The sequence below is a fragment of the Nautilia sp. PV-1 genome (assembly GCF_004006315.1).
Taxonomy (GTDB): Bacteria; Campylobacterota; Campylobacteria; order Campylobacterales; family Nautiliaceae; genus Nautilia; species Nautilia profundicola_A.
This window is the reverse complement of the sequence record NZ_CP026530.1, coordinates 404015-430068: the sequence shown is the minus strand read 5'-3', so window position 1 is coordinate 430068 and position 26054 is coordinate 404015. Positions and strand designations below refer to the sequence as shown.

At 33.6% G+C, this 26054-nt stretch carries 26 protein-coding genes; 15 read left to right on the top strand and 11 right to left on the bottom strand.

The features are described from left to right. Positions 1-7: 7 nt before the first annotated feature. The 3 genes from argS to C3L23_RS09470 are packed head-to-tail and all read right to left on the bottom strand — an operon-like array spanning position 8 to position 3718. Positions 8-1606, bottom strand: a complete 1599-nt coding sequence (gene argS, locus C3L23_RS02400; protein WP_127679564.1) for an arginine--tRNA ligase — start codon at positions 1604-1606, stop codon at positions 8-10. Next, positions 1606-2229, bottom strand: a complete 624-nt coding sequence (gmk, locus tag C3L23_RS02395; protein WP_127679563.1) for a guanylate kinase — start codon at positions 2227-2229, stop codon at positions 1606-1608. Before gmk ends, argS begins: the two co-directional genes overlap by 1 nt. A 1-nt stretch (position 2230) precedes the next feature. Further along, the gene (locus C3L23_RS09470; RefSeq protein WP_168175697.1) at positions 2231-3718 is read right to left on the bottom strand and encodes a hypothetical protein; all 1488 of its coding nucleotides are present in this window, start codon (positions 3716-3718) and stop codon (positions 2231-2233) included. A gap of 46 nt (positions 3719-3764) precedes the next feature. Here C3L23_RS09470 and C3L23_RS02385 point away from each other — a divergent pair, with 46 nt between their 5' ends. Further along, positions 3765-4286 (top strand): phospholipase D-like domain-containing protein, encoded by a 522-nt coding sequence (locus C3L23_RS02385; RefSeq protein ID WP_246831086.1) that lies wholly within the window; start codon positions 3765-3767, stop codon positions 4284-4286. Here the strand turns inward: C3L23_RS02385 and fliR are convergent. The 4 genes from fliR to rpsB all read right to left on the bottom strand — a co-directional run bounded on the left by fliR (position 4276) and on the right by rpsB (position 7898). After that, on the bottom strand, positions 4276-5043 hold the full coding sequence (gene fliR / locus C3L23_RS02380; RefSeq protein ID WP_127679561.1) for a flagellar biosynthetic protein FliR: 768 nt from the start codon (positions 5041-5043) through the stop codon (positions 4276-4278). The genes C3L23_RS02385 and fliR overlap by 11 nt on opposite strands. Beyond that, positions 5030-5677, bottom strand: coding sequence for an ABC transporter ATP-binding protein (locus C3L23_RS02375; RefSeq protein ID WP_127679560.1), 648 nt, complete (start codon positions 5675-5677; stop codon positions 5030-5032). Before C3L23_RS02375 ends, fliR begins: the two co-directional genes overlap by 14 nt. Positions 5678-6136: 459 nt before the next feature. After that, a complete protein-coding gene (gene tsf, locus C3L23_RS02370; protein WP_127679559.1) occupies positions 6137-7060 on the bottom strand; it encodes a translation elongation factor Ts in 924 nt (307 codons plus the stop codon). A gap of 1 nt (position 7061) precedes the next feature. Beyond that, positions 7062-7898: a 30S ribosomal protein S2 gene (gene rpsB, locus C3L23_RS02365; protein ID WP_127679558.1), complete on the bottom strand. Its 837-nt coding sequence runs from the start codon at positions 7896-7898 to the stop codon at positions 7062-7064. Between the two features lie 277 nt (positions 7899-8175). Between rpsB and luxS the strand changes: the two genes are divergently transcribed. From luxS to C3L23_RS02350, 3 genes are all read left to right on the top strand, one after another. Continuing rightward, positions 8176-8709 carry an S-ribosylhomocysteine lyase gene (gene luxS / locus C3L23_RS02360; RefSeq protein WP_127679557.1) on the top strand — a complete coding sequence of 178 codons (534 nt, stop codon included), beginning with the start codon at positions 8176-8178 and terminating at the stop codon, positions 8707-8709. Then, entirely contained in the window at positions 8706-9788 is a 1083-nt protein-coding gene (locus C3L23_RS02355) for an SLC13 family permease (protein ID WP_127679556.1), read from the top strand. Before luxS ends, C3L23_RS02355 begins: the two co-directional genes overlap by 4 nt. Before the next feature lie 61 nt (positions 9789-9849). Beyond that, a complete protein-coding gene (locus tag C3L23_RS02350) occupies positions 9850-10311 on the top strand; it encodes a desulfoferrodoxin family protein (protein ID WP_127679555.1) in 462 nt (153 codons plus the stop codon). Between the two features lie 122 nt (positions 10312-10433). Here C3L23_RS02350 and C3L23_RS02345 read toward each other — a convergent pair whose 3' ends face one another. Further along, entirely contained in the window at positions 10434-12350 is a 1917-nt protein-coding gene (locus tag C3L23_RS02345) for a thioredoxin domain-containing protein (protein WP_127679554.1), read from the bottom strand. Positions 12351-12446: 96 nt separating this feature from the next. Between C3L23_RS02345 and gap the strand changes: the two genes are divergently transcribed. Then, a complete protein-coding gene (gene gap, locus C3L23_RS02340; RefSeq protein WP_127679553.1) occupies positions 12447-13466 on the top strand; it encodes a type I glyceraldehyde-3-phosphate dehydrogenase in 1020 nt (339 codons plus the stop codon). A 26-nt stretch (positions 13467-13492) separates the two neighbouring features. Here gap and C3L23_RS02335 read toward each other — a convergent pair whose 3' ends face one another. After that, on the bottom strand, positions 13493-14239 hold the full coding sequence (locus C3L23_RS02335) for a transposase (protein ID WP_127679552.1): 747 nt from the start codon (positions 14237-14239) through the stop codon (positions 13493-13495). Between the two features lie 125 nt (positions 14240-14364). Between C3L23_RS02335 and C3L23_RS02330 the strand changes: the two genes are divergently transcribed. From C3L23_RS02330 to C3L23_RS02320, 3 genes are read left to right on the top strand one after another with little or no spacing between them, the layout of a single operon-like run. Further along, a complete protein-coding gene (locus C3L23_RS02330) occupies positions 14365-15906 on the top strand; it encodes a response regulator (protein ID WP_127679551.1) in 1542 nt (513 codons plus the stop codon). Beyond that, positions 15903-16181: a hypothetical protein gene (locus tag C3L23_RS02325; protein WP_127679550.1), complete on the top strand. Its 279-nt coding sequence runs from the start codon at positions 15903-15905 to the stop codon at positions 16179-16181. Before C3L23_RS02330 ends, C3L23_RS02325 begins: the two co-directional genes overlap by 4 nt. Beyond that, on the top strand, positions 16181-17353 hold the full coding sequence (locus C3L23_RS02320) for a methyl-accepting chemotaxis protein (protein ID WP_127679549.1): 1173 nt from the start codon (positions 16181-16183) through the stop codon (positions 17351-17353). Before C3L23_RS02325 ends, C3L23_RS02320 begins: the two co-directional genes overlap by 1 nt. Here the strand turns inward: C3L23_RS02320 and C3L23_RS02315 are convergent. Both C3L23_RS02315 and C3L23_RS02310 read right to left on the bottom strand, forming a co-directional pair. Further along, positions 17336-19504 (bottom strand): PD-(D/E)XK nuclease family protein, encoded by a 2169-nt coding sequence (locus C3L23_RS02315; RefSeq protein WP_127679548.1) that lies wholly within the window; start codon positions 19502-19504, stop codon positions 17336-17338. The two genes, C3L23_RS02320 and C3L23_RS02315, sit on opposite strands and share 18 nt — an antisense overlap. Continuing rightward, positions 19501-19935, bottom strand: coding sequence for a glycine zipper 2TM domain-containing protein (locus C3L23_RS02310; protein ID WP_127679547.1), 435 nt, complete (start codon positions 19933-19935; stop codon positions 19501-19503). The genes C3L23_RS02315 and C3L23_RS02310 overlap by 4 nt, the downstream gene beginning before the upstream one ends. A 122-nt stretch (positions 19936-20057) precedes the next feature. Here C3L23_RS02310 and C3L23_RS02305 point away from each other — a divergent pair, with 122 nt between their 5' ends. Genes C3L23_RS02305 through C3L23_RS02275 form a run of 7 tightly spaced genes read left to right on the top strand, consistent with a single transcriptional unit; the run spans position 20058 to position 26000 of the window. After that, the gene (locus C3L23_RS02305) at positions 20058-20990 is read left to right on the top strand and encodes a MoxR family ATPase (RefSeq protein WP_127679546.1); all 933 of its coding nucleotides are present in this window, start codon (positions 20058-20060) and stop codon (positions 20988-20990) included. A 14-nt stretch (positions 20991-21004) separates the two neighbouring features. After that, the gene (locus tag C3L23_RS02300) at positions 21005-21808 is read left to right on the top strand and encodes a DUF58 domain-containing protein (RefSeq protein WP_127679545.1); all 804 of its coding nucleotides are present in this window, start codon (positions 21005-21007) and stop codon (positions 21806-21808) included. Between the two features lie 2 nt (positions 21809-21810). After that, a complete protein-coding gene (locus C3L23_RS02295) occupies positions 21811-22179 on the top strand; it encodes a hypothetical protein (protein WP_127679544.1) in 369 nt (122 codons plus the stop codon). A 47-nt stretch (positions 22180-22226) separates the two neighbouring features. Beyond that, positions 22227-23042, top strand: a complete 816-nt coding sequence (locus tag C3L23_RS02290) for a VWA domain-containing protein (protein WP_168175696.1) — start codon at positions 22227-22229, stop codon at positions 23040-23042. Further along, complete coding sequence (locus C3L23_RS02285) at positions 23030-23827, top strand: VWA domain-containing protein (RefSeq protein ID WP_127679542.1); 798 nt, start codon at positions 23030-23032, stop codon at positions 23825-23827. The genes C3L23_RS02290 and C3L23_RS02285 overlap by 13 nt, the downstream gene beginning before the upstream one ends. After that, entirely contained in the window at positions 23824-24579 is a 756-nt protein-coding gene (locus C3L23_RS02280) for a tetratricopeptide repeat protein (protein ID WP_127679541.1), read from the top strand. The genes C3L23_RS02285 and C3L23_RS02280 overlap by 4 nt, the downstream gene beginning before the upstream one ends. Beyond that, the gene (locus C3L23_RS02275; protein WP_127679540.1) at positions 24576-26000 is read left to right on the top strand and encodes a BatD family protein; all 1425 of its coding nucleotides are present in this window, start codon (positions 24576-24578) and stop codon (positions 25998-26000) included. Before C3L23_RS02280 ends, C3L23_RS02275 begins: the two co-directional genes overlap by 4 nt. Positions 26001-26054 lie beyond the last annotated feature (54 nt).

Sequence of the window (26054 nt, the reverse complement as noted above, 5' to 3'; positions counted from 1 at the left end):
ATTAATTTTACATTCTCTCTTTTGCTTCAATTCCTAAAAGTGAGAGTCCGAGTTTAATAATACTTGCAACAACCGCTAAAATTTTTAGTCTCACTTCTTCTTTTTCACTTCCGATTACTTTGTTTTTGTTATAGAAACTGTGAAACTCGCTTGCAAGTTCATACAGATAGTTTGTAAGTCTGTGAGGCTCTCTGTTTGTAAAAGCATCTTCCAATACATACGGAAACTGAAGCGCTAAAAATACTAAATCTTTTTCATCTTTGCTTAAGTCTTTAAATTCGGTATTTGCAGTATCTTCAAGGTTCATCTCTTTGTTTCTGAAAATCGACTTAATTCTCGCATGTGCGTAGTTTATGTAATATGCCGGATTGCTCGAATCCTGACGGTTAAGCTCATCCACGTCAAATTCAAGGTGAGTATCCGCTTTTTTGGTTAAAAATACGAATCTAAGAGCATCCGCTCCCACATCTTTTACCACATCGCTTACGAGTATGAAGTTACCGGCCCTTTTGCTCATTTTATAAGGCTCTCCGCCTTTTAGGAGTTTTACCATTTGTGAAAGCAGTATTTCAAGTCTTTCAGGATCAAATCCCAAAAATTTAATAGCCGCTTTTACCCTTGCGATATAACCGTGATGGTCGGCTCCCCAGATATTTATGTATCTGTCGTAATTTCTTTTGAATTTATCCCAGTGGTAAATTATATCCCCAGCAAGGTATGTAGGTCTTCCGTCTTCTCTTACTACGACTCTGTCTTTTTCGTCTTTGTATTCACTGGATTTGAGCCATACTTTACCGTCTTTTTCATAAAGTGCTCCGTTTTTTTCAAGTATCGCCCTTACCTCATCCCAGTGTTTATAAAGTTCTTTTTCGCTCACCCAGTTATCAAAAGGCGTAACGTTTAGGACTTTAATATCCTCTTTTATAAGGTTTAGCATTTTATCTTTTGCCCACATGTTGAGCTTGTCGTCATTAAAGTTTTCCGCATCTATTTCAGCTTTGAAGTAATCCTCGCCGAATTCTTTTATGGCTTCTACGGCCAGGTCTTTTATATATTCCCCTCTGTAGTACTCTTCAGGCCATTTAACGTCAAGTCCAAGAATCTCTCTTGCCGCAAGATATACGGAGAGTCCGAGAAGCGTAATCTGGCGTCCGGCGTCGTTTACGTAATATTCGGTCACTACGTCATATCCGATATGTCTTCCGATTCTTGCGATCGCATCACCGAATACCGCTCCCCTTGCGTGTCCTATATGAAGTGGGCCCGTAGGGTTTGCCGAAATATATTCAAGCAGTATTCTCTCTTTGCCGCTTCCTTTGGCAAAATTTTCTTTTTCACTTAATACTTTGTTTGCAAATTCGTTTAAAAAGCTGTCACTAAGTGTAATGTTTACAAATCCGCTTACCGCTTCAACTTTTTCAAATTCCTCACAGTTTCCGAGTGCGTCGCATAAAGCAGCCGCAAACTCCTGAGGGTTTTGTTTGTTCATTTTTGCGTATTTGAAAATAGGAACCGCAAAATGTCCGAAATCTTTGTTTTTCGGTTTGGATAACGGAGGAATTTCTCCTAAATGGTCTTTAAACTTCCCGGCAACTTTTTGTTTCATTAACTTCCTTTCCATTCTTTTATAAATTCTTCTATATTATATTTCGTTCTTTTGATTAAACTCGCAATTGCAACACTTCTTAAAAGCTCTTTCGCTTCGTCAAAATCATCGTTTATCAAAAGAAAATCGTATTCGTCTATTTTTTGCATTTCTCTTATCGCATTAAACATTCTAAGCCTGAGGCTCTCTTCCGTTTCGGTCCCTCTTTTAAGAAGTCTTTCCTTAAGCACTTCCTGATTGGGCGTAGTTACGAAAATCCCCGTAGTAATATCTGGATAAGATTTTTTAACCAGTTCATATCCCTGAACGTCTATATCCAAAAACACAATCTGCCCTTTTTGCAAAGCGGCGTCAATCTGTCTTTTACTGGTACCGTAAAAGTTCCCGTGCACCTCGGCCCATTCCAGAAAATATCCGTCTTCAATGTCTTTAATAAATTCGTCTTTTGTTAAAAAAAAATAATCCACACCGTCTTGCTCACCTTCTCTTATCGGTCTGGTCGTACTTGATATACTAAAATAAGCTTTATCACCAAGCTCTTCGCATACAACTCTCGCCAAACTTGTCTTACCGCTGCCGCTAGGCCCTGAAATAACTAAAATACTGCCGTTTTTTCCATTCATATTAATCTCCAAAATCTATGGTAATTGTAACTTTTGCTTTTGCTTTTTTAAGCTCTTCCCAATTTATATTTAAAATACTGCCAAGAGTTTTTTCTTCCGCAGTCTGCTCTTTATTTACAATATTTTCCAATTCATGAGCTTCTTTTATTTCCGGAATTTTATCATCTATATTTATTTCTTCAATATCATTTTCGTTTATTTCTTCATTTTCCTGAGATTTTTCCTCTTCAGGAAGTTCTTCTCCAAGCACTTCAGCCAGATCATGTTCGTCAAGATCTTTCAGATCTTCTATTTCCTCCGGATTTTCTTCAATATTTTCTTCTTCATTTTCTTCATCAGAGCTTAATTCCGTAATATCCTCCAATGATTCAGCCTCTTCTTCCGGTTCTTCTGTTTGAGGCTCGTTAATATTTACATTTTCTTCTACAAGTTCGTCTAAATCAAATTCTTCATTCTGCTCATCAGGAACTTCTTTATTTTCTTGAACCGTATCTAAAATTTCTTCCGGTTTTTCTTCACTTTCTTCACTTTCTTCATTTTCTTCTTGTAATTCGTCTTCTTGTGTCTGTTCCTGTTCACTTTCTGATTTCATTTCTTCTGCAAGTTCGTCAATATCAAGCTCATTATGTTCTTCTATATTATTTTCTTCCGCCAGTTCATTTTCTTCGCTTAAAATATCTTCGTTTAGTTCATCATCAAGCTCCTGGGTCTCTTCAGAAAGTTCTTTTAATTCTTCAGGCTCTTCCTCGGCAAGTTCTGTTTCGTCTATTTCAAAACTTTCTTCTATATCATCATCCGGAGCTTCGCCTTCTAGTTCTTCTTCACTGATTTCAAAATCTTCTTCATCACCGGCTGTAAATTCATCCTTTGCATCCAAATCTTTAAGATCTTCTTCGCTTTCTATATCTTCGAACATATCATCAATATCAAGATTTTCCTCTTTATCTCCCGTTTTCTCATTTTCTTCCGTAATTATATCATCAAGAGGTTCTACTTCGCTTTCTTCGTTTTCACCGTCCAGGCTGAAATCATCTTCCAAATCAATATTTAGATCATCATCAAGTTCATCCAATCCGTCTAAATCTGTATCAAGATCATCTTCAAAATCAAGATCTTTCAAATCCTCAAAACTTTCAATATCTATATCTCCGCTTTCTTCCGTATGCGAAGTCTTTGTCATATTTGGAAGTTTTTCCAGCAGTTCCATTAAGTCCGTAGGCAAAAAAGGTTTTGTAAGATATTCGTCAAAACCGACTATTTTTTCATCGTTTTTCGCAACAATAAGTACAAATTTAGCATTTGGATAATTTTCAATAAGCTTGTCAAACAGTTCCTGAGTAAACTGGTCTTTATCTACAAAAACAGCTTCAAAGTTTCCTTCCGGAATATTGTCCGCCGTGCCAATACTTACCTCATCGCCTTTCTTTTCCGCACTTAAAACAAAAAGTTTTTCTATAGTCGCATTTGAAGTAATTAGAAGAATTTTCATGGCCAACCCCGTTTTTTATTATAATTATAGTAAAAAAGGACGGATTTTGAAAAAAATTATATTTTTACTGTTTGCCTCGCTGCTTTTCGCATCGGAAGTATACTTTATGCCTCATGACGGAAAAAGAGCCGAAAACAGACTGTATTACCTGTTTACACACGCAAAAAAAGAAATAAAAATCACCATGTACACTTTTACAAACAGAAAACTTGCCCGTGCATTAAAAATAGCAGCAAAAAAAGGCGTAAAGATTACAATTATCGCAGATAAAAAAGAATCAAAATATAAATATTCTGTAATTCCGAGACTTGCAACTTTAAGAAATTTCCATGTTTATCTGCTTTCAGGCAAAAAATACAAAGACGGCCAAAAAGCAAAAATGCACGTTAAACTTTCCATTATTGATGATAAATATATAGTAACGGGTAGTGCAAATTATTCATACAGCGCTTTTTATAAAAATTACGAATACATTATAATTGACACCGACAAATATTTGATTAAAGAATTCGATTCGTTTTTTCATCATCTGAAAATTTTAGCCACATCATACAGGCTCAGCCGATAAAATGCATAACAGCGGCAAAGGCCTGAAGCATTTCGTTTGAAAACAGCCTCATTAATGAGGAAATAATTGCAATAAGCACCATAAAAGAGATAGTTATTTTTATAGGAAACCCGACTACCAGCAGGTTAAACTGAGGCATTGTTTTCATAATCATTCCGAATATTATATCTCCCAAAAGAGATATAGCTATAATCGGAAACGCCATTGCTACACCCAGAAGAAAATACTTACCCATATAAATAAGAAAATATTCGTATACGTTATGATAACTGAAAAACTCCCCGAAAGGCAGCATGGAAAGGGTTTTACTCAAAAACAGAATTTCAAGATGGTCACCCCCGAAGCTTATAAACACCAAAATGGCAACCCATGTAAAAAACTGAGAAATAATCGTAGTCTGTGTACCTGCGTTAGGATCTATAACATTTGCAAGCGTAAATCCCATAACGAAGCTTATCTGCTCTCCCGCATATTTCAAAACATCAAATATAAGCTGCAAAGCCGCTCCTACGAAAAAAGCAAAAGCTATTTCGTTTAATATACTAAGTGTAATAGTAGCAATGTTTATATCGTATGCAAATTTCGGAGTAAGAGGATAAAGCAGTATGCTGAGCCAAAAAGCAAAAGCGGCTTTAACATTCATCGGAATAGCAGAATAATTAAAAAACGGTATAAAAGCCAAAAAAGAACTAAGCCTTACAAACAGTAAAAGATACGTAACTACATTTACGGGCGTTAAATAATTAAGAATCTCCATCTAACAGTACCAGTTTTTTTTCTTTCAGTTCATATACTTTATCAAATTTGTCCGCAACGTCCATATCGTGAGTTACGGTAATAAGCGACGCGTTATGATTATCACAGTACTCTTTTAATACATCTATCACCTCATATGCGTTTTTTTTATCAAGATTTCCGGTAGGTTCGTCAGCAAAAATAATTTTAGGTTTTTTTGTTAACACTCTTGCTATAGAGACTCTTTGCTGCTGTCCTCCGCTTAATGTTTGAATGTTTTGATGTATAACGTCTTTAATATTCAGTCTTTCCAGTAATTCAAAATCAATATCCTCACCGCTTATCAGAGCCGCAGCTTCCAGATTTTCCAATGCCGTAAAAGTATTAAACAGATAATGAAACTGAAAAATAATACCAATCTCTTTTTTTCTTATTTGTATTAAATCTTTTTCTTTTAAAGAGTATATATTTTTGCCGTTTATATAAACTTCGCCTTTTTGAGGAGATAAAAACGTTGAAAGTATATGTAAAAAAGTAGATTTTCCGCTGCCGCTGCTTCCGACTATGGCGACTTTTTCACCTTTTTTGATTTGAATATTAACATCTTCAAACAATAAATAATCAAATGAATGTGTTAAATTAACCGCTTTAAGCATAACTGCCTTTTTTTGAGAATTATAGCAAAAGTTCAAAGCTGTTATTAATTATTGCGGACTGGTTACTGGTATATTTGTTATTAGTCACATGATGAACTTAGGATCAGTCAATGGTCAATAGTTGATAGTTGATAAAAAATTTAATTATATTTTTCATAATGTCAAGCGTAATCCGGAATACAGCCGGTATGTAAAACACACATTTTCTTATATTAAAAATATCGATCTACACAGTGTCTGACAAAAAATAGTAATAATTTATATACTAATCACTGCTGAATTTATATTCCCATCTTATATTCTCAATTCCATATTTCAATTTTTTATTCTCAACTTCACGTCTTAAATTCTCAATTCTTCATTCTTCATTTACATTCTACATTTTAATATTAAATTATATACTTTGCGCTTCAAGTATAGTGCCAGACACTATTAATTAAAAATAAAAAGAAGCGGGGATTAAGAAAGAGCCGCCGCTACTTCATCCGCCATGTTGCATGCGTTTTTAACCAAACCTTCACCAACTTCAAATCTGATGAAGTCAACAAGTTTAGCTTCTCCGCCAGCAGCTTTAGCAGCTTTGCTAAGAGCTTCTGCTACAGTTTCTTTTTTCTCAGCTTTTACGTATTCTTGTTCTGTAACACATACGTCGCTGTAGAATCTTTTGATTTTACCAGGGATAATTTTATCAATTACCTGCTCAGGCTTACCTTCTTTAAGAAGCTGAGCTTTTGCGATTTCTTTTTCTTTTTCGATAACGTCAGCCGGTACCGCTTCAGGATTTAGGTACTGAGGTTTCATTGCAGCAATGTGCATTGCGATATCTCTTAAAGTATCTTTGATTGCTTCGCAAGTTTTTTCGCTGTCACATGCAGCAGCTACAAGCACACCAACTTTTCCGCCGGCGTGGATGTATCCGTTTACGATTCCGTTTTCAGGAGCTTTAATAGTTCCGATTCTTCTAACTACGATGTTTTCACCGATTTTAGCGATTTTAACTTTAAGTTCTTCTTCAAAAGTTCCGTTACCGAACGGAGCTTTGTTTAGAGCTTCAGTATCAGCGATGTCGTTAACATTTACAGTTTTAACAGTTTCAGCTACAAATTCAACAAATTCGTCAGTTTTCGCTACGAAGTCAGTTTCACAGTTAACTTCTGCGATACTTCCTTTTTTGTAATCATCAGTAATATAAATTTCAACTCTACCTTCAGCAGCGTTTCTGTCAGCTTTTTTAGCAGCTTTAGCAAGACCTTTTTTTCTTAGGATCTCAACCGCTTTTTCTTCGTTACCTTCAGCTTCTACAAGAGCTTTTTTACAATCCATCATTCCGGCGCCTGTTTTTTCTCTAAGCGCCTTTACCATTGCTGCAGTAATGTTAGCCATATTACGCCTCCTCAGCTTTGATTTCTTCAGTTTCAGCTTTGATTTCTTCTTCAGTTTTTTCTTCTGCTTTAGCTTCTTCTTTAATTTCTTTTACTTCTTCAGCGATTTCTTCTTGAGAAATTGGTTCTACTTCACCTTCTTCTTCTTTAGCCGCTAATTCTTTTCCTTCGATAATAGCATCAGCAATTGTTTTACAGAAAAGGTTTACACTTCTGATCGCATCGTCGTTTCCTGGGATTGGAACATCGATTAAATCAGGGTCACAGTTTGTATCTACAGGCGCAACGATTGGAAGACCAAGTTTGTTAGCTTCACCAACTGCGATTTTTTCTTTTACAGTATCAACGATAAACAGCATATCAGGAACAGTTTTCATATGTCTGATACCGCCGATGAATTTTTCTAGTTTTGCTTTTCTTCTGGCAAGGATTAATCTTTCTTTTTTAGTTAAAAGATTGATTTGTCCGCTTTCTTCCATTTTTTCAATAATTTCTAATTTTCTGATTGATTTTTGAATTGTTTTGAAGTTTGTAAGCATACCGCCTAGCCATCTGTGGTTTACATACGGCATACCACATCTCTCAGCATGTTCTTTAATAGCGTCAACAGCCTGTTTTTTAGTACCTACGAAAAGAATAGTTTTACCTTCTTCTGCAGCGTTTTTAACTACATTGTATGCATATTTGATATGTCTTAGTGTTTTTTGAAGGTCGATAATATAAATGTTTTTTCTTACGCCAAAAATGTATTTTTTCATTTTTGGGTTCCATCTTCTCTTTTGGTGACCGAAGTGTACACCACACTCTAAAAGGTCTTTCATTGTTACATTACACGGCATTGTTTCTCCTTGAATTATTTTGTTTTTGGTTCGGGTTTAGCCTCCCTCTTCTTTAACACCAAAATCCGGTGCAACCCTACCAAGGAATAAAGAGGTGAGAACTAGAAACGGAATTTTATCAAAAATAATGTATAATTGCAAACATAATAGTTAACTTGTATATTAGTTACTGGTATATTGGTTATTTGGATGTTGAAACATATATTATTAACAACCATTTTCCATCACTAACATACTAATATACTAATAACAAACACACCAAATTCAAGGAGTAAATATGCCGATGTTAGACAGTTTTTTGGTAGACCACGTAAAAATGCCAAGTCCGGGACTAAGAATTGCCAAACACGTAAAAACGCCGAGCGGCGATATTATTACGGTTTATGACGTCAGATTTGCAAAACCAAACAAAGAAATTATCGACGAAAGAGCCATGCATACGCTTGAACATCTTTTTGCGGGATATATGAGAGACAATCTGCAAAATTACGAAATAATCGATATATCGCCTATGGGATGCCGCACAGGGTTTTATATGAGCGTCATAGGCGAACCTGAAAATGAAGAAGTAATAAATGCATGGAAAAAATCTATGCAAAACGTGCTTGAAACGGATACAATTCCGGAAGCAAACGTTTACCAGTGCGGAAGCTGTTATATGCATTCACTCGACGGTGCTAAAAAAGTGGCTAAACACATTTTGGACAATAAGATCGTAATTATGGATAACGAAGCCCTGGCTTTAAATCCAGAGAATATTCCAAACGATTGCAACGTTGATGTTTCAAAGGTTAAAATTTTAGGCAAATGAAACTAATAAAAAAAGAATTTCTTTTTTTTATTTTTCTTTTTTTGTTTTTGATTTTTATAACCGTATACCCAAAAGAAATAAATTATATATATGATTATATAGGTTGGAGCACCATAAGAGCATTAAGCGTGCTGCTTTTATTAACTACGGCTTTGAAACTTTCGAATATATTTGATTATATTTCGGCAAAATTCGTAACTTTCCTGCATACCGAAAAAACATTGGCATTGTTTTTTGTAATGCTGAGTATGTTTCTGTCTATGTTTCTTACAAACGACATAACTCTTTTTGTAGTAGTTCCTATTACCATATCGTTAAAACATATTATCAAAAACGATATAACAAAACTGGTTATTTTTGAAGCAATTGCAGTAAACGTGGGGTCTTTGCTTACACCTATAGGCAATCCCCAAAACCTGTTTTTATTCAGAGAATGGGGAGTCGGTTTTTACGATTTTTTACGTATTATGAGCCCTGTATTTGTAATAAGCGCCGTTTTGCTTTTTTTATTTACATTAACAGTGTTTCCGAAAAAACCTTTGGAAATAACCGACATTAAAACACCTAAACCCGATAAATTTTTATTTTTTACGACAATTGTGTTTTTTATTGTTTTTATTTTTGCATTAGAAATGCATTTCGTCAAAATTTTAATACCGGCGGTTATAATGTGGTTTTTAATAATAAAAAAAGAGGTTTTTTTAAAATTCGACTATTTTTTAATTTTTACATTTATACTTATGTTTATTGATTTTAACATTATCAGCAATATTGATTTTGTAAAGAATATAATAAGCTCCATTAATCTAAATTCATTAAATGTCTTTAACCTTAGTGTCGCGGCAAGCCAGTTTATGAGCAACGTTCCTGCCGCTATTTTCGTAAGCAAATTTTCTCACGATTATCAGGCGATAGCTTACGGCGTAAATGTAGCCGGAAACGGATTTATTATTGCGTCACTGGCAAATATAATAGCTCTCAGGTTTCTTAACTCCTCAAAAGCTTATGTTGATTTTCACAAATACTCCATACCGTATTTTATCTTATCTTATCTATTAGTTTTTGTAATACTTGATTAAAAAAGAGAAGTTTTGTCTTATTTATGTTAAAATGAGATAAAAATTATCTCAAAGGATCAATATGAAAAGAAGAGAAGCACTAAAAATCGGAGCGCTAGGATTAATGGCGGCAGCTGTAACACCGGCAATGGCAAGTAAAGATGAGTACGAAGAAAGCCCGTACAAAAAATACAGAGAAAAAATTTACAACAGAAACAGATATGAAAAAGATTCAAAAAACCCTACAAAAGGCGAACTAAAACACACACCTGAAATAAAAATAGGCAAAAAAGATGCTAACGGATATACCTTAGTAGAAATTACAATAGGCCAGGAAGGTATAATACATCCAAGCAGCGAGAGCCACTGGATTGATTTTATCGAACTTGACGCAGACGGGAAACTCGTTGCAAGAACACTTTTCGAACCGGGCAAAGCTATGGGATATGCGGCATATAAAGTAAAACTTGACGGTGTTAAAAAACTTACAGCCAGAGAAGGATGTAATAAACACGGAATCTGGGAATATACAATTACACTGTAATTCCCTTCTCTGTTTTTCTTAAACATATAAGTGTCTGGCTCTAAAATACACATATCTATGATATGATATTAAATAAATAAACATTTTGATTTTTGATTATTTAAAGAAAATTTAAAAAGAGATTATCTGTGTTTGAGAATCTCTTTTATTTTTTCCAGATTACCGCTTTTTATTAAGCATTTTTCAATCGTACAGAGTTCGTAGCTTTCCCCTTGTTTTAACTCCAGATAAGGATACCCCGTATAAATACATTCCGGTTTTTCAACACTTAAAACATACACTCCGTAATGTTTCATCAAATAGGCTTTGGTTATTGAAGGATAATAAAGAGGATATCTGTTTATATAATAACCTCCCGTTTTTATTATCTCCGTACCCTCCTTCCATAAATTATAATCATAATTCAAAATAGCAAGCCTTAAAAAGTCCTGTGCCAAAACAGAAAGAGACGAAGCGTAAGCACTGTCGCTAAAATCAGCTTCAATATCATTTTCATAATTCATATACCAAACGTTTTTTTTAAAAACAAAAACTTCTTTTGCAAGTTTATCTGCTGTTTTTATATATTCTTCATTAAAAGTGGCTTCATAAGCGTCTATCAGCGCTTTTATAAGATAAGCATAATCTTCTAAAAGAGCATTTGTTTTTGCCTTTTCGTTTTTATTGTATGAATGATACAGTGTTTTGCCTGAATACATTGTTTTTAAAAGAGTATCCAACGTTTTCAAACCTTCTTTTTTATATTTTTCTTCTATACATCCGGCTTTTAAAAGCGCAGAAACAATCATTGAGTTCCATGCGGTTATTTTTTTGGTATCTATAAAAGGAAACTCTCTTTTACTTCTGATATCCTGCAGAATTTTAAGAGCATGTCTGTAATTATCAGGTTTTTCCCCTTGTATTACCGGATTGTTTCTTGAATTGAAATTTCCGTATTTTTTAATACCGAAATATTCCATAAGCTCTGATGCGTTATCAAAAACATTAAAAGCGTTTTTTATTTCATCATAAGAATATACGAAATAAGCACCTTCTTTTCCTTCGCTTTCAGCACTGCTTGCGCTGTAAAACAGACCATTTTGGTCACGGTATCTGTTTAGCATTTCATCTAGACTTCTAAATGCAGCCGTTTTATACAGTTCGTTTTTTGTAATATCATACATCCTAAGATATACAAAAGGCAGATTTGCATTGTTATAAAGCATTTTTTCAAAATGTGGAATTTCCCATTTCGCATCGGTAGAATATCTGTAAAAGCCGCCTTCAATCTGATCGAAAATTCCTCCCTGCGCCATTTTTTTAAGAGTGACATTCAGTATTTCAAAAATTTTTTCATCACCTTTAAGCTCATATATATCTATTAACAGATCAAGCGTGCTCTCCATAGGAAATTTAGGAGCTCCTTTCATGCCTCCGTATTTAAAATCAAAAGCGTTTAACGCCTCCGTTTGAATTTTTTCAGTTATATTGTCTGAAATTTCCATTTTCTTAACAACTCCGCCGCTTTTTAAATACTCTTTTAAATTTGAAGCGATTTTTTCTATTTTTTCCGGATTGTTTTTCCAGTCATCAGCAATAGATGTAAGAATTTCTTTAAGTCCGGGACCCATTTGAGAAAAATGCGGAGGAATATACGTAGCCGAATAAAACACATCTCCGCTTGGAGTCATTATAACAGTAAGAGGCCACCCTCCGGCACGGTTATGCATTATCTGATATATTTTTTGATACTTTTTATCAATGTCGGGCATTTCTTCCCTGTCGACTTTTATACTTACGAAATTTTTATTTAAAACATAGGCTATTTCTCTGTTTTCAAAACTCTCCCTCTCCATCACATGACACCAGTGGCATGTGGAATATCCTATAGATAAAAATATAAGTCTGTTTTCTTTTTTTGCTTTTTCAAACGCTTCATTACTCCAAGGATACCAGTCCACCGGATTATCAGCATGCTGAAGAAGATAAGGGCTATCGCTGTGTTGTAAATGATTTGCCATTGTTAATACTCCTATTAAAAAAATTATAAATATTTTCACAGCTCTCCTTATAACATAAAAGATAATTTTTGTCTAATTTTAACAAATAAATTTCAATCCCGTATATGCTATAATTACAATAAAAAAGGATACATTATGTCTAAAAAAAGAGTGGCTATAAACGGACTTGGCAGAATCGGAAAAATGGTTTTATGGCATTATGTAACACAAAAACCTGAAAATATTGAAATTGTAGTGGCAAACGGGGGCAGCGGAACTCCTGAAGATTTGGCTTATATGCTGAAATTCGACTCAGTTCACGGCAGATTTCCAGTAAATGTAGAATACACAGACAATTCTCTTATTATTGACGGAAAAGAAATAGCAATCGTCAGCGAAAGAGACCCTGAAAAATTACCTTGGAAAGAGATGAATATTGATATCGTTCTTGAAGCAACCGGTAAATTTACAAAAAGAGACGATGCGGCAAAACATATTACTGCGGGAGCTAAAAAAGTAATTATTACAGCTCCGGGAAAACAAGTGGACAAAACAATCGTTCTGGGCGTAAATCATGACGAATACGATCCTCAAAACCATCACGTAATTTCAAATGCGTCATGTACTACAAATTCGCTTGCGCCTGTTATGAAAATTCTTGAAGACGAATTCGGAGTGGAAAGCGCTCTTGTAACCACGGTGCACGCTTATACCTCAAGCCAGGTTACAATAGACAGAAAAAAACCGGGCAAACACAGAAGAGGAAGAGCTGCGGCCGTAAATATCATCCCGACCACTACAGGCGCGGCAAAAGCGACAATAGAAGTTATTCCGAATTTAGCAGGCAAAATGCACGCAATGGCTCTTAGAGTTCCTGTTGCCGATGTGGCTATTACAGATATTTCTGTAACACTTAAAAAAGAAACTACCACTGAAGATTTAAACAAAACATTTGAAAAATACGCAAACGGTAAAATGAAAGGTATTTTAGGAATAACTTACGAAGAAGTTGTATCTACCGACATGATAAGCAATCCACATTCAAGCACTATTGACGCCCTTTCAACCGCCGTAGTTGAAGGTAACAAAGCAAAAATACTTACATGGTACGATAATGAATTCGGTTATGCCGGAAGAGTTTTGGAACTGGCTCAAATGGTAGCAGAAAAACTATAAAAAAGGGACGGCTTTTTATCCCTTTTTTAATTTTCAGATTTTAATATTTTATTTATATATCCGTTGCTTACACCTAGAAATCTGGCTATTTCGGTATATTTGTATCCGGCTTCTTTTGCAGCCATAATTGCATCTTTTTTTTCTTCATACTCTTCAAAAAAGTCGCTTATTTTTTTGCGTATTACTTTTAGCTCTCCGTCCACTTTAATAATCTTAGGCTCATTATATATCTCTTCAAGTTCAAATTTTTCAAGAGGTTTATTAAGCCATTCTATATATTCTTCAAGAGGTTTTTGGAAAATCATACTGCCTTCGATAATCTCATTGAATTTGTTTTTTTTCAATCTAAGAGCAAGTGACTGGTATTCGTAATCTTTAATATCGTCTACAAGCCCTAACACCAAAGCGTTTCTTTCTATATATTTTATAACTTTCCAGCTGTGGTTGTCGTCAAACATCATATAACTTTCAAATCTTCCTTTCCACAAATGCCCTACTCTTCCTGTTTTATAGTTATACCAGGCCGCATATGCCGAATTTAAAAACCTCATAGCTTCACTGAGATTCGGAAGCGTCGTTTCTAATAATATATGGTAATGATTCGGAAGAATGGTAAAAGCGTGAAAAACGACTTTGTAATCATATTTAGTTTTAAGCATCAGTTCCATAAATTTAAAAAAATCTTCTTTTTCGTTAAAAATTTCTGCACCGTTAACACCTCTGTTTACTATATGATAAAATCCGGGATCGTTAACTCTTGGTTTTCTTGCCATTATCTCTCCTTATGTAATAAAAACCGACTGTCACTTTTTTATTTTCAGTGCCAGACACTTGATATCGAAATTATAACATATTAATATTCTTTGGTAAAATATGTCACCTTTAAATTGGAGCCGCTATGAAAATCGTAATACTTGACGACAGCAAAGTTTTCTTGTCGTATATCAAAAAACAGCTGCAAAAACTCGGCTATATTGATATATATACTTTTAACGAACCTTCTTCTTTTTACACTTTTTTTGAAAACGGAAACACTGATACCGATGTGGTTTTTATAGATTATCATTTAAAAGAAACAGACGGACTCAAAGTCCTGGAAAAAATAAACCATCATCTGCCATATACATATAAAATAATGATTACCGGCGACAATGATCCGAATCTTAAAGAACAAGCTCTCGAAACCGGTTATGACAACTTCTTTACAAAAGATATTTCTCTTATAGATTTAAAAGCGCTTTTAAATATGATTACGACCATAAGAAAATTCGTCAAAAAGGAGCTTCAAAAAAAAGAAGAGCTGAAAAAACTTCTAAGCTATAAAGAAAAACAGGAACAGATAATACACAGAAAACAGAACAAAATAATGCAAAATGAACTTGAAATGTTTTTTGACGAGAATTTCCTGTTTGAAACTTTTTTTGCTCCGAAAGATATGCTCACGGGTGATACTATTCATACCAAAAAACTTTCAAAAAACGAATATTTTATAGGTGTAATCGATGCCATGGGTAAAGGGTTAGGTGCCTCTTTGACATCATTTAACGCATTGTCCTTTTTAAAACATTCAATAAAAAAAGCCATTGAATATAATGATTTTAACTTCGAAAAACTGGTTAACGATTTCGTAAACTATATTAAAAACATCCTGTTAGACAATGAAATACTGTGCGCTACGCTTGTATATATAAAAGATGACAAAATTTATTATTCCAATTTCGGGAATCCTCCGATACTTTCTTCCAAAAACATAATTCCGGCAAACAATTATCCAATAACAGTAAACACGCAACAAACACACATCGACAGCATTCAAACAGAAAACAAACTGCTGATATCAAGCGACGGTATTTTTGAGTCACCTTACGAAGAAACTATTTATTATAAAAGGCTTAAATCAATATTTCCCAAAATCACTTTTTTAAAAGAGCTCATGGAGGACTTTTACGCCAAATCCCATCAGATTGACGATACCTGCCTCGTTTATATTACGAAAGAGAAAAACGGATTTCAAACTCTTTTTGAAGATACGCTGGAATTAAATAAAAATGCAATCGATCATTTTCTTGAAAAACTGATATCCCAAAATATCCCGCTGATTGAACAGATTCATCTGATATTACACGAAATACTCACTAATACATACGAATACGGTATCTTAAATATTGAAAACAAAGATATTCCGAAACATAAAAAAAAGAAGCTTAAAAATGATGAAAACAAAAAATTTTTCGCTAAAATTAAATTAAGCAAAAATGAAAATTGGCTGAAAATCGAATACGAAGACACAACAAAAGGGTTCGATGTTCAGACAATAAAAGACGCATTTTACAAAAAATATCACGGGAGGGGGATTAAAATCATAAAGCACCTCTCCTACGGACTGTTTTTTAACGAAAACGGAACGGCAATTAAAATCTTCTTAAAGGTTAAACAATGAAAATAGAAATAAACGGAAACGAAATAAATATAAATTCTCCTGTAGTAACAATTTCTGACGTTGAGAAACTGTTACAGATTCTGACTTCCAAAGAAAACGAACCTCAAATCATATTAAATATTAAATCTTTTTCACTTCCTTCAAGTATTATAGGGGAACTTTTAAGACTTCACGACAAAGGGGTTGCAATTATGATAAATGTTTACGATAATACGCTTTATGAACTTTTAGACGCTTTAAAACTTACACAAAAATTTAAAATAAGGAAGATCTGATGCATTCTATCGTCAAAGACTTTAACCTAAAACTGCTTGGAATCAACCTCTTAACGAGTTTTATTCTTTTATTGTACACATATTTCGAATATCCCGGCGATTTCATCTCCACGGCTTTTGAACATCTTATAATCGCCATAGTTATTCAGGTGGCTGCATATTATCTTTTAAAATATTACGTAATAAACCCTATCCAGGAATACATTTCTATTTCAAAAGAACTAAGCGAAGGGGACGGTGATTTAACAAAACAGATCAGTATTAAACAGCACAATGAAATCAAACAGGCCGCCGATTATATAAACAAATTTATTTCAAACGTAAGAGAAGTGATTATCGACATAAAAAACACAAGTTCTATTGTGTCAAATAATACAAAAGAACTGGAAAATATTGTAAAACAGCTAAAAAGCACAATACACCAGACAGACGTGGAAGCAAGCGAAATTTCAAAAATATCCAATACGCTGGCACAGCATCTTGACAAAACGGAAGCATCAGTAGCTTCAACTACAGATACGTTAATAAAAACAGCCGACTTTTTAGAAAATTTCAGCAATTCTTTAATCAAAACAACAGATGAAATTATGAAAATAAATTCAAAAGAGCAGGAACTAAACAACCTCCTTCACAATCTGAACTCTCAAACCGAAGAAATAAAAAACGTTTTACAGATAATTTCAAGTATTACCGAACAGACCGAGCTTCTTGCGCTAAATGCGGCTATAGAGGCTGCCAGAGCGGGAGAACACGGAAGAGGGTTTGCGGTAGTTGCGGATGAAGTCAGAAAACTGGCGGAAGAAAGCGCTAATTCTCTGGTAAATATAGAAACCATTATCAAAAACATTACTCAAACCATTGATTTAACCTCAAATGAAATCAACAATAACTCTGAAAAAATGAATGTTTTAGCCTCTCATACTAACGAAATCACCACACAGCTGGAGCAAATCCTGCAGATGAATAAAGATAATATATTATATGCCAAAGACGCTACTAAGAACGTTACCATCATGGCGTTTGAAGCAAAACAGCTCATGACCCACACTGAAAAACTTACCGATATTTCCACACAAAACGTTTCAATAGCAAAATCGATTTCAAAAATTACGGATATGCTAAAATCCGCATTCAGCAAACTTTATAAAGAAGTGTCAAGATTCAAAGTGTAAACAGGCAAATCTGTAATCACAGAATTTACACATATCTTTCTCTTCGCTTCTTTTAATCTCTCCTGATATAGAATCAAGCTTTTTTTCAAGACTTTTAATATCCGGATCCACTTTTATGAGTTTTACGTTGTATATGTCCCAATAATATATTTCGCTCTCAGGCATCAGATATTTATATACTTCTGCCTGCGTTAAATCTTTCAAATAATCCTGTTTTTTAGAAGTTTTATAATCATAAATTTTATTTCCTATGACCCTGTCGGCCCTTGCCTGAATGATGAAATTTTTATATTTTCCGGAAGGAAGCTGTATTTCGCACTGCGCAGGTTTTGTCAGTTCTTCAAAATCTATATAGGCGAATTTTTTTATTTTATCCTCCCACTCCGATTTAATTTCAAAATACTCTCTTTTAGAACAGTTTTTCAAAAGTTCCGACATTATACGTGAGAAATACTCTTCCGCAGAACCGGGCTGTGTTTTTAAAACAATCTGCAGTGCGTTATGCAGTCTGCTTCCGAAATAATCTTTATCCTCATCGTTTTTAATGTTTAATACATACGAAAAATAATATTTCATAGGACACTCAAGCAGCGTTTTGAGCTTGGTAGGGGTGATTGTTTCCGGAAGCTCAAACGCTCCTTTATATTCATAAAATTCAGGTTTGCTTGTTTTATAAACGGCCTGGGAATAATACTCATCCCTGTTTTCCCCAAAATCCAGACCCAGTTCGTATAAAAATCTGCTGGGTTCCTTTTCTTCGTTTTTCACATATGAAATTTTGGCAAATTTGGCATTAAGCAAAATATTATAATAATAGTTTTTCTGCAGAGCCTCTTTGTCTTTTCTGGTAGGCAGTTTTGCTTTTTTTCTTATTGCAGAATTTAAAAAGAAATCTTTATCTCCCACGTTAGGCACAAATTCATCGTTAAAATCGGCTATAATTACTCCGTCAAATTTCATACCTCTGCTTTCAAGCACGCCCATAACAGTAACTTTTCCGCCTTTAACGTCGTCAAAAGTAAGGTTTTTAAATCTTTCCAAAAGAAAATGCAGTATTTCTTCTTTGGAATAATGTTTTAACGCATCCAGCTTTGAAATTTTATAAATCTCTTCATCAAGAAGCTTTCTTTCTTTTAACGTTGCATGCTTAAGCACAAACTGCAGTATTTCGTCAAAAGTGTTCAGTTTTTCAAATTCTTCAATTTTTTCTTTTGCCTTCAGATAAGAAACCTCATCTTTTTGCACAGTATAATTATAAACAGCCTCCAGCATAATATAAATCTGCGAATGTGTAAAACTTTCCCCCATGGCAAAATTGAGATTGTTTTTCGTATCCAGCAGTTTCAAATACCTGCTGTATGTCTCATCCGGCAGAATTACTGCTATTTTTTCTGGTTTAACACCTTTAGCGACCATTTCTTCTATACTGGCAAAAATATATGAAGTCTGAGCTATTCTGCTTGAAAAATGCTCAACTTCAACATCCGCCATATCAGGCAGGGGCTTATAATCCAAAACTATGTTTTGATGTATATCAAACCTGTATTCTCCTAATTTAAATTCTCCGAACATTTTTCGTATAAGATTTCTATTATACGGAGTAACCCTGAAAACCATTTCCACAGGCACGGGTATGTTTTTTATAATTTCCAGATCCGTTTTGGGCAGATATCCGCTTAAATATATTTCCGTTTTATCTATATTCTCAAAAAAGTTTCTGTTTATTTCGTATTCTTCCAAAACGGTTTTATCATACAGGGAATTTTCTTTAAGCAGTTTTTTATATTCATAATAAATCTCTTTAAGCACAGACAGATGCTCTTCATATTCCAGGTAGGTGTCTGCCAGTTCAATATCTTCAATGGATCTTTTCTCAAGATAAATCTCGTTAAAAAACGAGATAATAAATTCAGCATTCTTAAAAAAATTTAAAAAATCTTTTTTTAAACCCAGTTTTTCTATATCAATATTTTCCAGAGCTTTATATAAATAAATTTTTTTAAAATCGCCGTCTATTAAAGAAGCGTTTTTTACAATTATACATTTATCTAAAAATTCGCCTATAGTAATAAGTTTAGGAAGAAATGAGTCGTTTTGGCTTTTTACAAACTCTCTTATCTCCCTTTTGGTGCTGAAAACCTTTAATATCATATTTTTTCGACTCTGATAATTCTGTTGCCGTCAATAACCACTCTTACTTTATCTCCGGCCTGAATGTTTACGCCTTTGACAATAGCTACGATATTTCTGCCGTCGTCAAGTTTTATATACAGTTCCTCGCCGTTTGCCTTATCGGCTTCATATCCTGCATAAGCTCCTCCAAGGCCTCCTAAAAGTGTAGTCAATACGTTTCCTTTTCCGTTTCCAAAAAGACTGCCTATTACCGTTCCGGCTATGGCTCCCGTCATTACTCCGGTTCCGTTATCTTTGATAATAACTTTTTTTACACTTGTAACAACTCCTGTTTTATAGGTATACATTACATTCACATCGCTTAACGCAACTTCATTTGAATTATACATCTGAGTACATCCAGTAAATAAAACGGCACCCAGTCCAAGCGCCATAATCATTTTTTTCATAACCGTCCTTTTTTTATTAGTATTATACATTATTGCAATTAAATTAAATTAAATTCCTGAAAATTAGTTTCACTTATTTTTAACTCATATAATGTATTATTAAAGAAAAAAAGAGGTTCGCAATGCAGGTAATACAAGATATTAAAAGTGAAATTTCAAAAGTTATTATAGGACACGAGCATTTAATAGACTCAATGCTTATAGGACTGATTACAGGAGGCCATCTTCTTGTGGAAGGGGTTCCGGGTATTGCCAAAACAAAAAGCGTTTTAACTCTGGCAAAAACAATCGGTCTTGATTTTAAAAGGGTTCAGTTTACGCCGGACCTGCTTCCGAGCGACATCACGGGAATTGAAATATACAATCCTAAAACCAATGAGTTTGAAATAAAAAAAGGGCCTATTTTTACAAATCTTTTACTTGCGGATGAAATCAACAGAGCTCCTGCAAAAGTCCAAAGCGCCCTGTTGGAAGTTATGCAGGAAAAACAGGTAACCATTGCAAAAGAAACGTTTAAACTTTCCCCTCCTTTTTTAGTAATAGCGACTCAAAACCCTATTGAGCAGGAAGGAACCTACCCTCTTCCCGAAGCACAGCTTGACAGATTTATTATGAAAATCAACGTAACATACAACTCTTTAGATGAAGAGATCCTTATAGTCAAATCTCAAAGCGCCAAAGAGCCGTCTCAGGTAGCGACAATAGACGATATTTTGAACCTGCAAAAAAAACTTGACGAAATACATATGGACGAAGAACTTTTAAAATATATAGCAAAAATAACGGATGCGACCAGAAATCCTCAGAAATACGGTCTTGAAACAGCTGAATACATCGAATACGGCGTAAGCCCGAGAGCTACAATAGCTATGTATAACTGTTCAAAAGCGTATGCAATGATCCAAAACAAAGACTATGTCACTCCTCTGGACATTGTAAAAGTAGCAAAAGACGTATTAAGACACAGAATTATTTTAAATTATAAAGCGGAAATAGACGAAATAAGCATTGAAGACGTAATAAACGACGTAATAAAAGCTATTCCGATTCCTTAAAAGGCTGAAACTAAATGAAAACAAAAGCACTGGTTTTAAAAACCAAAAAGAGAATTTTCGGAGCGTTGCTTGGAAGAAATCTCTCCAAATTTAAAGGTAACGGACTTGATTTCAGGGAATTCAGGGAATACAACTATGGAGAAGACTCCAAAAAAATAGACTGGAAAGTATCCGCAAAAATAAATAAACCCTTAGTAAAAGAATATGACGAAGAAAGGGAGCTGAGAATTATTATAGCCGTTCTTAAAAGCGGCACGCTGTTTTTCGGAAGCAAAAGACTTAAAACGGAACTTATAGCCGAAATTATAGCTTCTTTGGGATTGGCCGCCTTGGAAGAAGATAATAAAATACAGCTTGTGTTTTTGGGTAAAAATAAAAAAATATTCAAACCTACAAAAAATAAAAAAAGCGTTTACTCTTTCGTAAACTACACGCTTAAAACAGACTATTTACAAGAAGACTACACTCAAAGCGACATCGATTTTCTCAACAGCTTTAAAAAATCCCTTCTGTTTATTATAGGGGATTTTTTTAAACCTGTAGAACTGAGAAACCTGAAACATGAAACTTATGTAATATCCGTAAGAGACAAATTCGAAGAATCGCCACAGTTCAGCGGCTATACGGAAATAGTAGATCCCGTAAGCCTAAATTCGGTAAACGTATATTTCAACAAATCGTCTATAAACAGACTGCAAAAACATATAAAACGGCTTGACGCAAAAATCGCCTTGCAGTGTAAAAAAAGCAAAATACCTTTTACAAAAATATACACGGATGAAGAGCCTATATATAAACTCATAAAGCTGGTGAGGTAACTATGGATCTGTTAAAACAGTTAAAAGACATAAAGCCTAACGCTCATATAATCGACTATCAGTTTTATATATTCGTTATTTGCTGCATTATTGCAGTAATGCTTGTTTTATATTTAATATATAAATTTTTCAAAAAGAAAAAACCAAACCCTTATTTGCTGAAACTTCAGAATTTAGACTTTGGCGATTCAAAAAAAACGGCATATGAATTTTGCGAATACGCAAGATATTTTCTGAATGACGAAAACAGAAAAATTTATGAAGAACTGGCTAAAGAGCTCGAAAAATACAAATACAAGCCTAAAGTAGAAAAACTTGACGAACAGACCAAACAGAAAATAAAACAGTTTATAGAGGACATAGCACAATGAGTTTTGAATATCCCGTATTTTTATTAATCCCGGTTGTTTATCTTTTAATGAAATATTTTTTTACATCCGCCGATGACAGAATAATATTTCCTAATACGCAGCTTTTCGCAAAATCGGTAAGCAGATTTTCTCTGCCGGAATTTTTAATAATTCTTTTTTTATCTGTCGCACTGGCTTCTCCTGTAAAAAGCAAAATCATAACAAACACATACAAAAAAGGATATAATATCGTAATAGACCTCGACACAAGCGGTTCTATGGAGGAATTTAATAAATTAGGAGCCGCAAAGGCGGTAAGCCTGGATTTTGCAAAAAAAAGAAAAAACGACGCTTTGGGACTTGTGGTATTCGGAAACATAGCTTATATAGCCTCGCCTCTTACTTTTGACAAGAAAACGTTTAATGATATTTTAAAAAGAATATACGTATCAATCGCAGGAAATAAAACAGCTATTTACGATGCGCTTTTTTTATCGTCAAACCTTTTTAAAAACACGAAAGGCTCAAGAATTATAATACTTCTGACAGACGGTATGGACAATGCAAGTATAACGCCTCTGGATGTGGTTATTAAAAAACTGAAAAAAGAACATATTAAAGTATTCGCAATCGGTATAGGAAGCGATGCCGACGTTAGCGTTTTACAAAAAATAGCCAATTCGACAGGCGGTAAATTTTATCTTGCATCTTCTTTGGAAGACCTTCAGCAGATATATAAAGACATAGACAAACTTACAAAAAGCAAAATAAAATCCAATATCCAGATATTAAACACATATTATTACCAGTATCTGCTTTTTATAGCTATTTTACTGTTTTTATTTTACTTATACCAATACAGGAAGAACATATGGAGTTTCTAAACGGTTATTTTTTATTGTTGCTGCTTATTATACCTGCGTTGTTTTTGATAAAAGACAAAAAGCTTCCTTTTTCAAAAGAAGTCGCACAAAAAATAACACTAAAAGGCAAAATACCTAAAAAATTAAAATTTTACATTCTGCTTGCAAGTTTCGCTCTGTTTGTAACAGCATTAAGCAGGCCCGTTATCGACAACGGATACATAGCAATAAAAGCTCCTGTTCAAAACCTTGTAATAGCCCTTGATATAAGTCACGAAATGGACAAAACGGATCTTTATCCGAATAGATACAAATTCTCTATTTCTAAAATAAAAGTCCTCTTAAAACATCTTAACTCCCAAAATGCGGCTCTGATACTGTTCGACAAAAACGCATATCTTATTTCAGCCCCTACAAAAGATTACGAATCTCTGATATATCTGCTTGACCATACTGATATCAAAGACATGCAAAGAACTCAGACAAGCGATATAAACAACATGATTTCTTCAGCAAAAAAACTCGTAAAAAATCCTAAAATAGTTATTTTTACTTCGAATATATACATTCCTAAAAAAGACAATATTTTCGTATATCTGTGTAAAAAAGCGGATATCAGAGCAAACAGCGTTTTTCAGGCGGAATACTCCAACAACAATATAAAAACGCTGGCAAAACTTCTTAATTCGTCAAAACATAAAGATATAAAAATAAAAGACAAAACGGAACTGTTTTATTTTCCTCTCGGACTTGGAATAATTCTGTTTTTCTTTGTAATATTTTTTCCTCTTAGGAGAATAAGATGAAAAAAATACTCTTTTTACTTATAGCAGTAAATCTTTTCGCTTTCGATTTTTTCACTATAAAAAAAGCGGATGAATATTATAAAAAAGGACAATATCTTTCAGCGGCAAAAGAATATGAAAAAATACATTCGCAAAAAGCCCTTTATAATGCGGCAAACAGTTACTATAAAGCCGGAGATTACAAAAAAGCGATTTCTCTTTACAGTAAAATTAATGAAAAAGATTTAAAATTTCAAAAATATTATAATACGGGTAACGCTTATGCTCTTTTACATCAATATAAAAAAGCCATAGAAGCATACAAAAAAGCATTAAAAATAAAAAAAGACAAAGATGCGGAATATAATCTAAAACTGATAGAGAAACTGCTAAAACACAAACACCAGCAAAAGAAAAACAACAAAAAAAACAATAATAATAAAAATAAAAAGAAAAAAAACGGCAGTCAAAATAAACAAAACGGCAAAAACAGTAAAAACAATAAAAATAAAAACGGAAATAAAACAAAAAACAAAAAACAAAATAAAAATAATAAAAACACTCAAAAAAACAGACAGCAAAACAATAATAAAGAAAAACAGAATAAAAAAACAGCAAAACAGCAAAATAAAAAACAGGAAAAAATGCAAAAACAGCGAATTGTGAAAACAAAAGAAACAAATACAAGCGATATCAGAATGAAATTTTATGAAAAACAGTTAAAATCTCTGCAGTTTAATACATTACTGATACCATTAAAAGGAAACGAATGAAAAAAATACTGTTATTTTTAATACCTATTTTGATGTTTGCGTATGTCAATGTAAGCGTAAACAAAAAAACAATTTACCCCGGTGAAGAGGTAATTTTTACAATCGAAGCCACCGGAAACAATATAAAGTTTCCAGCCATAAAAAATATAGACGGTTTTCCGGTCCAGGGTACGGCGGTTACGCAAAATATAACCATATTAAACGGAAACATGCAAAAAAGCGTTTCCAAAAGCTATATATTCTTTCCGACAAAAAGTGTTACTATTCCGTCATTTACGGTAAATGTAGACGGAAAAGATTTCAAAACAAAATCAATTAAAATAACGGTAACAAAGCCTAAAGAAAGCAAAAACGGCAATTTCAAACTTAAACTCTCCGTAAATAAAACAAAAGCTTATATAGGAGAACCTTTAGTATTTAAAATCAAATTTTTTCAAAAAGAAGGTACTTCCCCTCAAAGTATAGAAATACAAAAGCCGAATTTCAACAACTTTTATACAAAACAGATTTCAAAAAAAGAATATATTAAAAAAGGTTTTGACATTACCGAATATTCGTTTTTAATAATTCCTCAAAAAGCAGGAGATTACAAAATAGGACCTATTCTTGCAAAAGTCGGATATTTAAGCAAACAGACGCCTTTCCAAGATCCTTTTTTCAATCTGATGACCTCTACCCTAAAATATACAAATATTTTTTCTAATCAGGTAGATATTAACGTATCTTCAATCCCGGCCAACAGCGTTTACGGAAACTTTAAAGCATATTTCAGTGCCGATAAAACAGAAGTAAGCGCAAACGAACCGGTAAAAATAACCCTCAATATCAGCGGATGCGGAGATTTTTACGATTTACCGGATTTTAAACTGAACATTCCTAACGCTACGGTTTATGAAAACTCTCCGGTAATTAAAACTTTTATAAAAAACGACAGTTTATGCGGCACTTATACTAAAGAGTTTACTCTGGTATCCAATCAAAGCGTATCAATACCTCCTATCGAATTTAAAGCCTTCGACGGAAAACTAAAAACGGTCAAAACCAATAAACTCCTTATTACAGTTAAAAACTCTAAAAACAATCCCCCTGTGCACACAATATCAACACATACAAATCAAAAAATAATATATAAAACAAAAACAAACTACATTCTTCTTGGCCTTGTATTTGTTATAGGAATAATAGTGGGTATTTTAAGCATATATTTAATTAATTTAAAATCATCCTCAAATAATGATTTAATAAAGCAGATAAAAAAAGCTGATGAAAAAGAGCTGTTTAATCTGCTTTTAGAATATTCATATTATCCTGAAATCGAAAAAGTCTTAAAAGACCTTGAAGAAAACATTTACAACAATAAGAAAAATAAAATAGACAAAAAGAAAATTATCAAAATTATTAAATCAATAATAAAGAAATAATTTTTTTCTTTTTTCTCTCAAAAATCCCTTGACATCAAAAAAGTTATTGCGTAT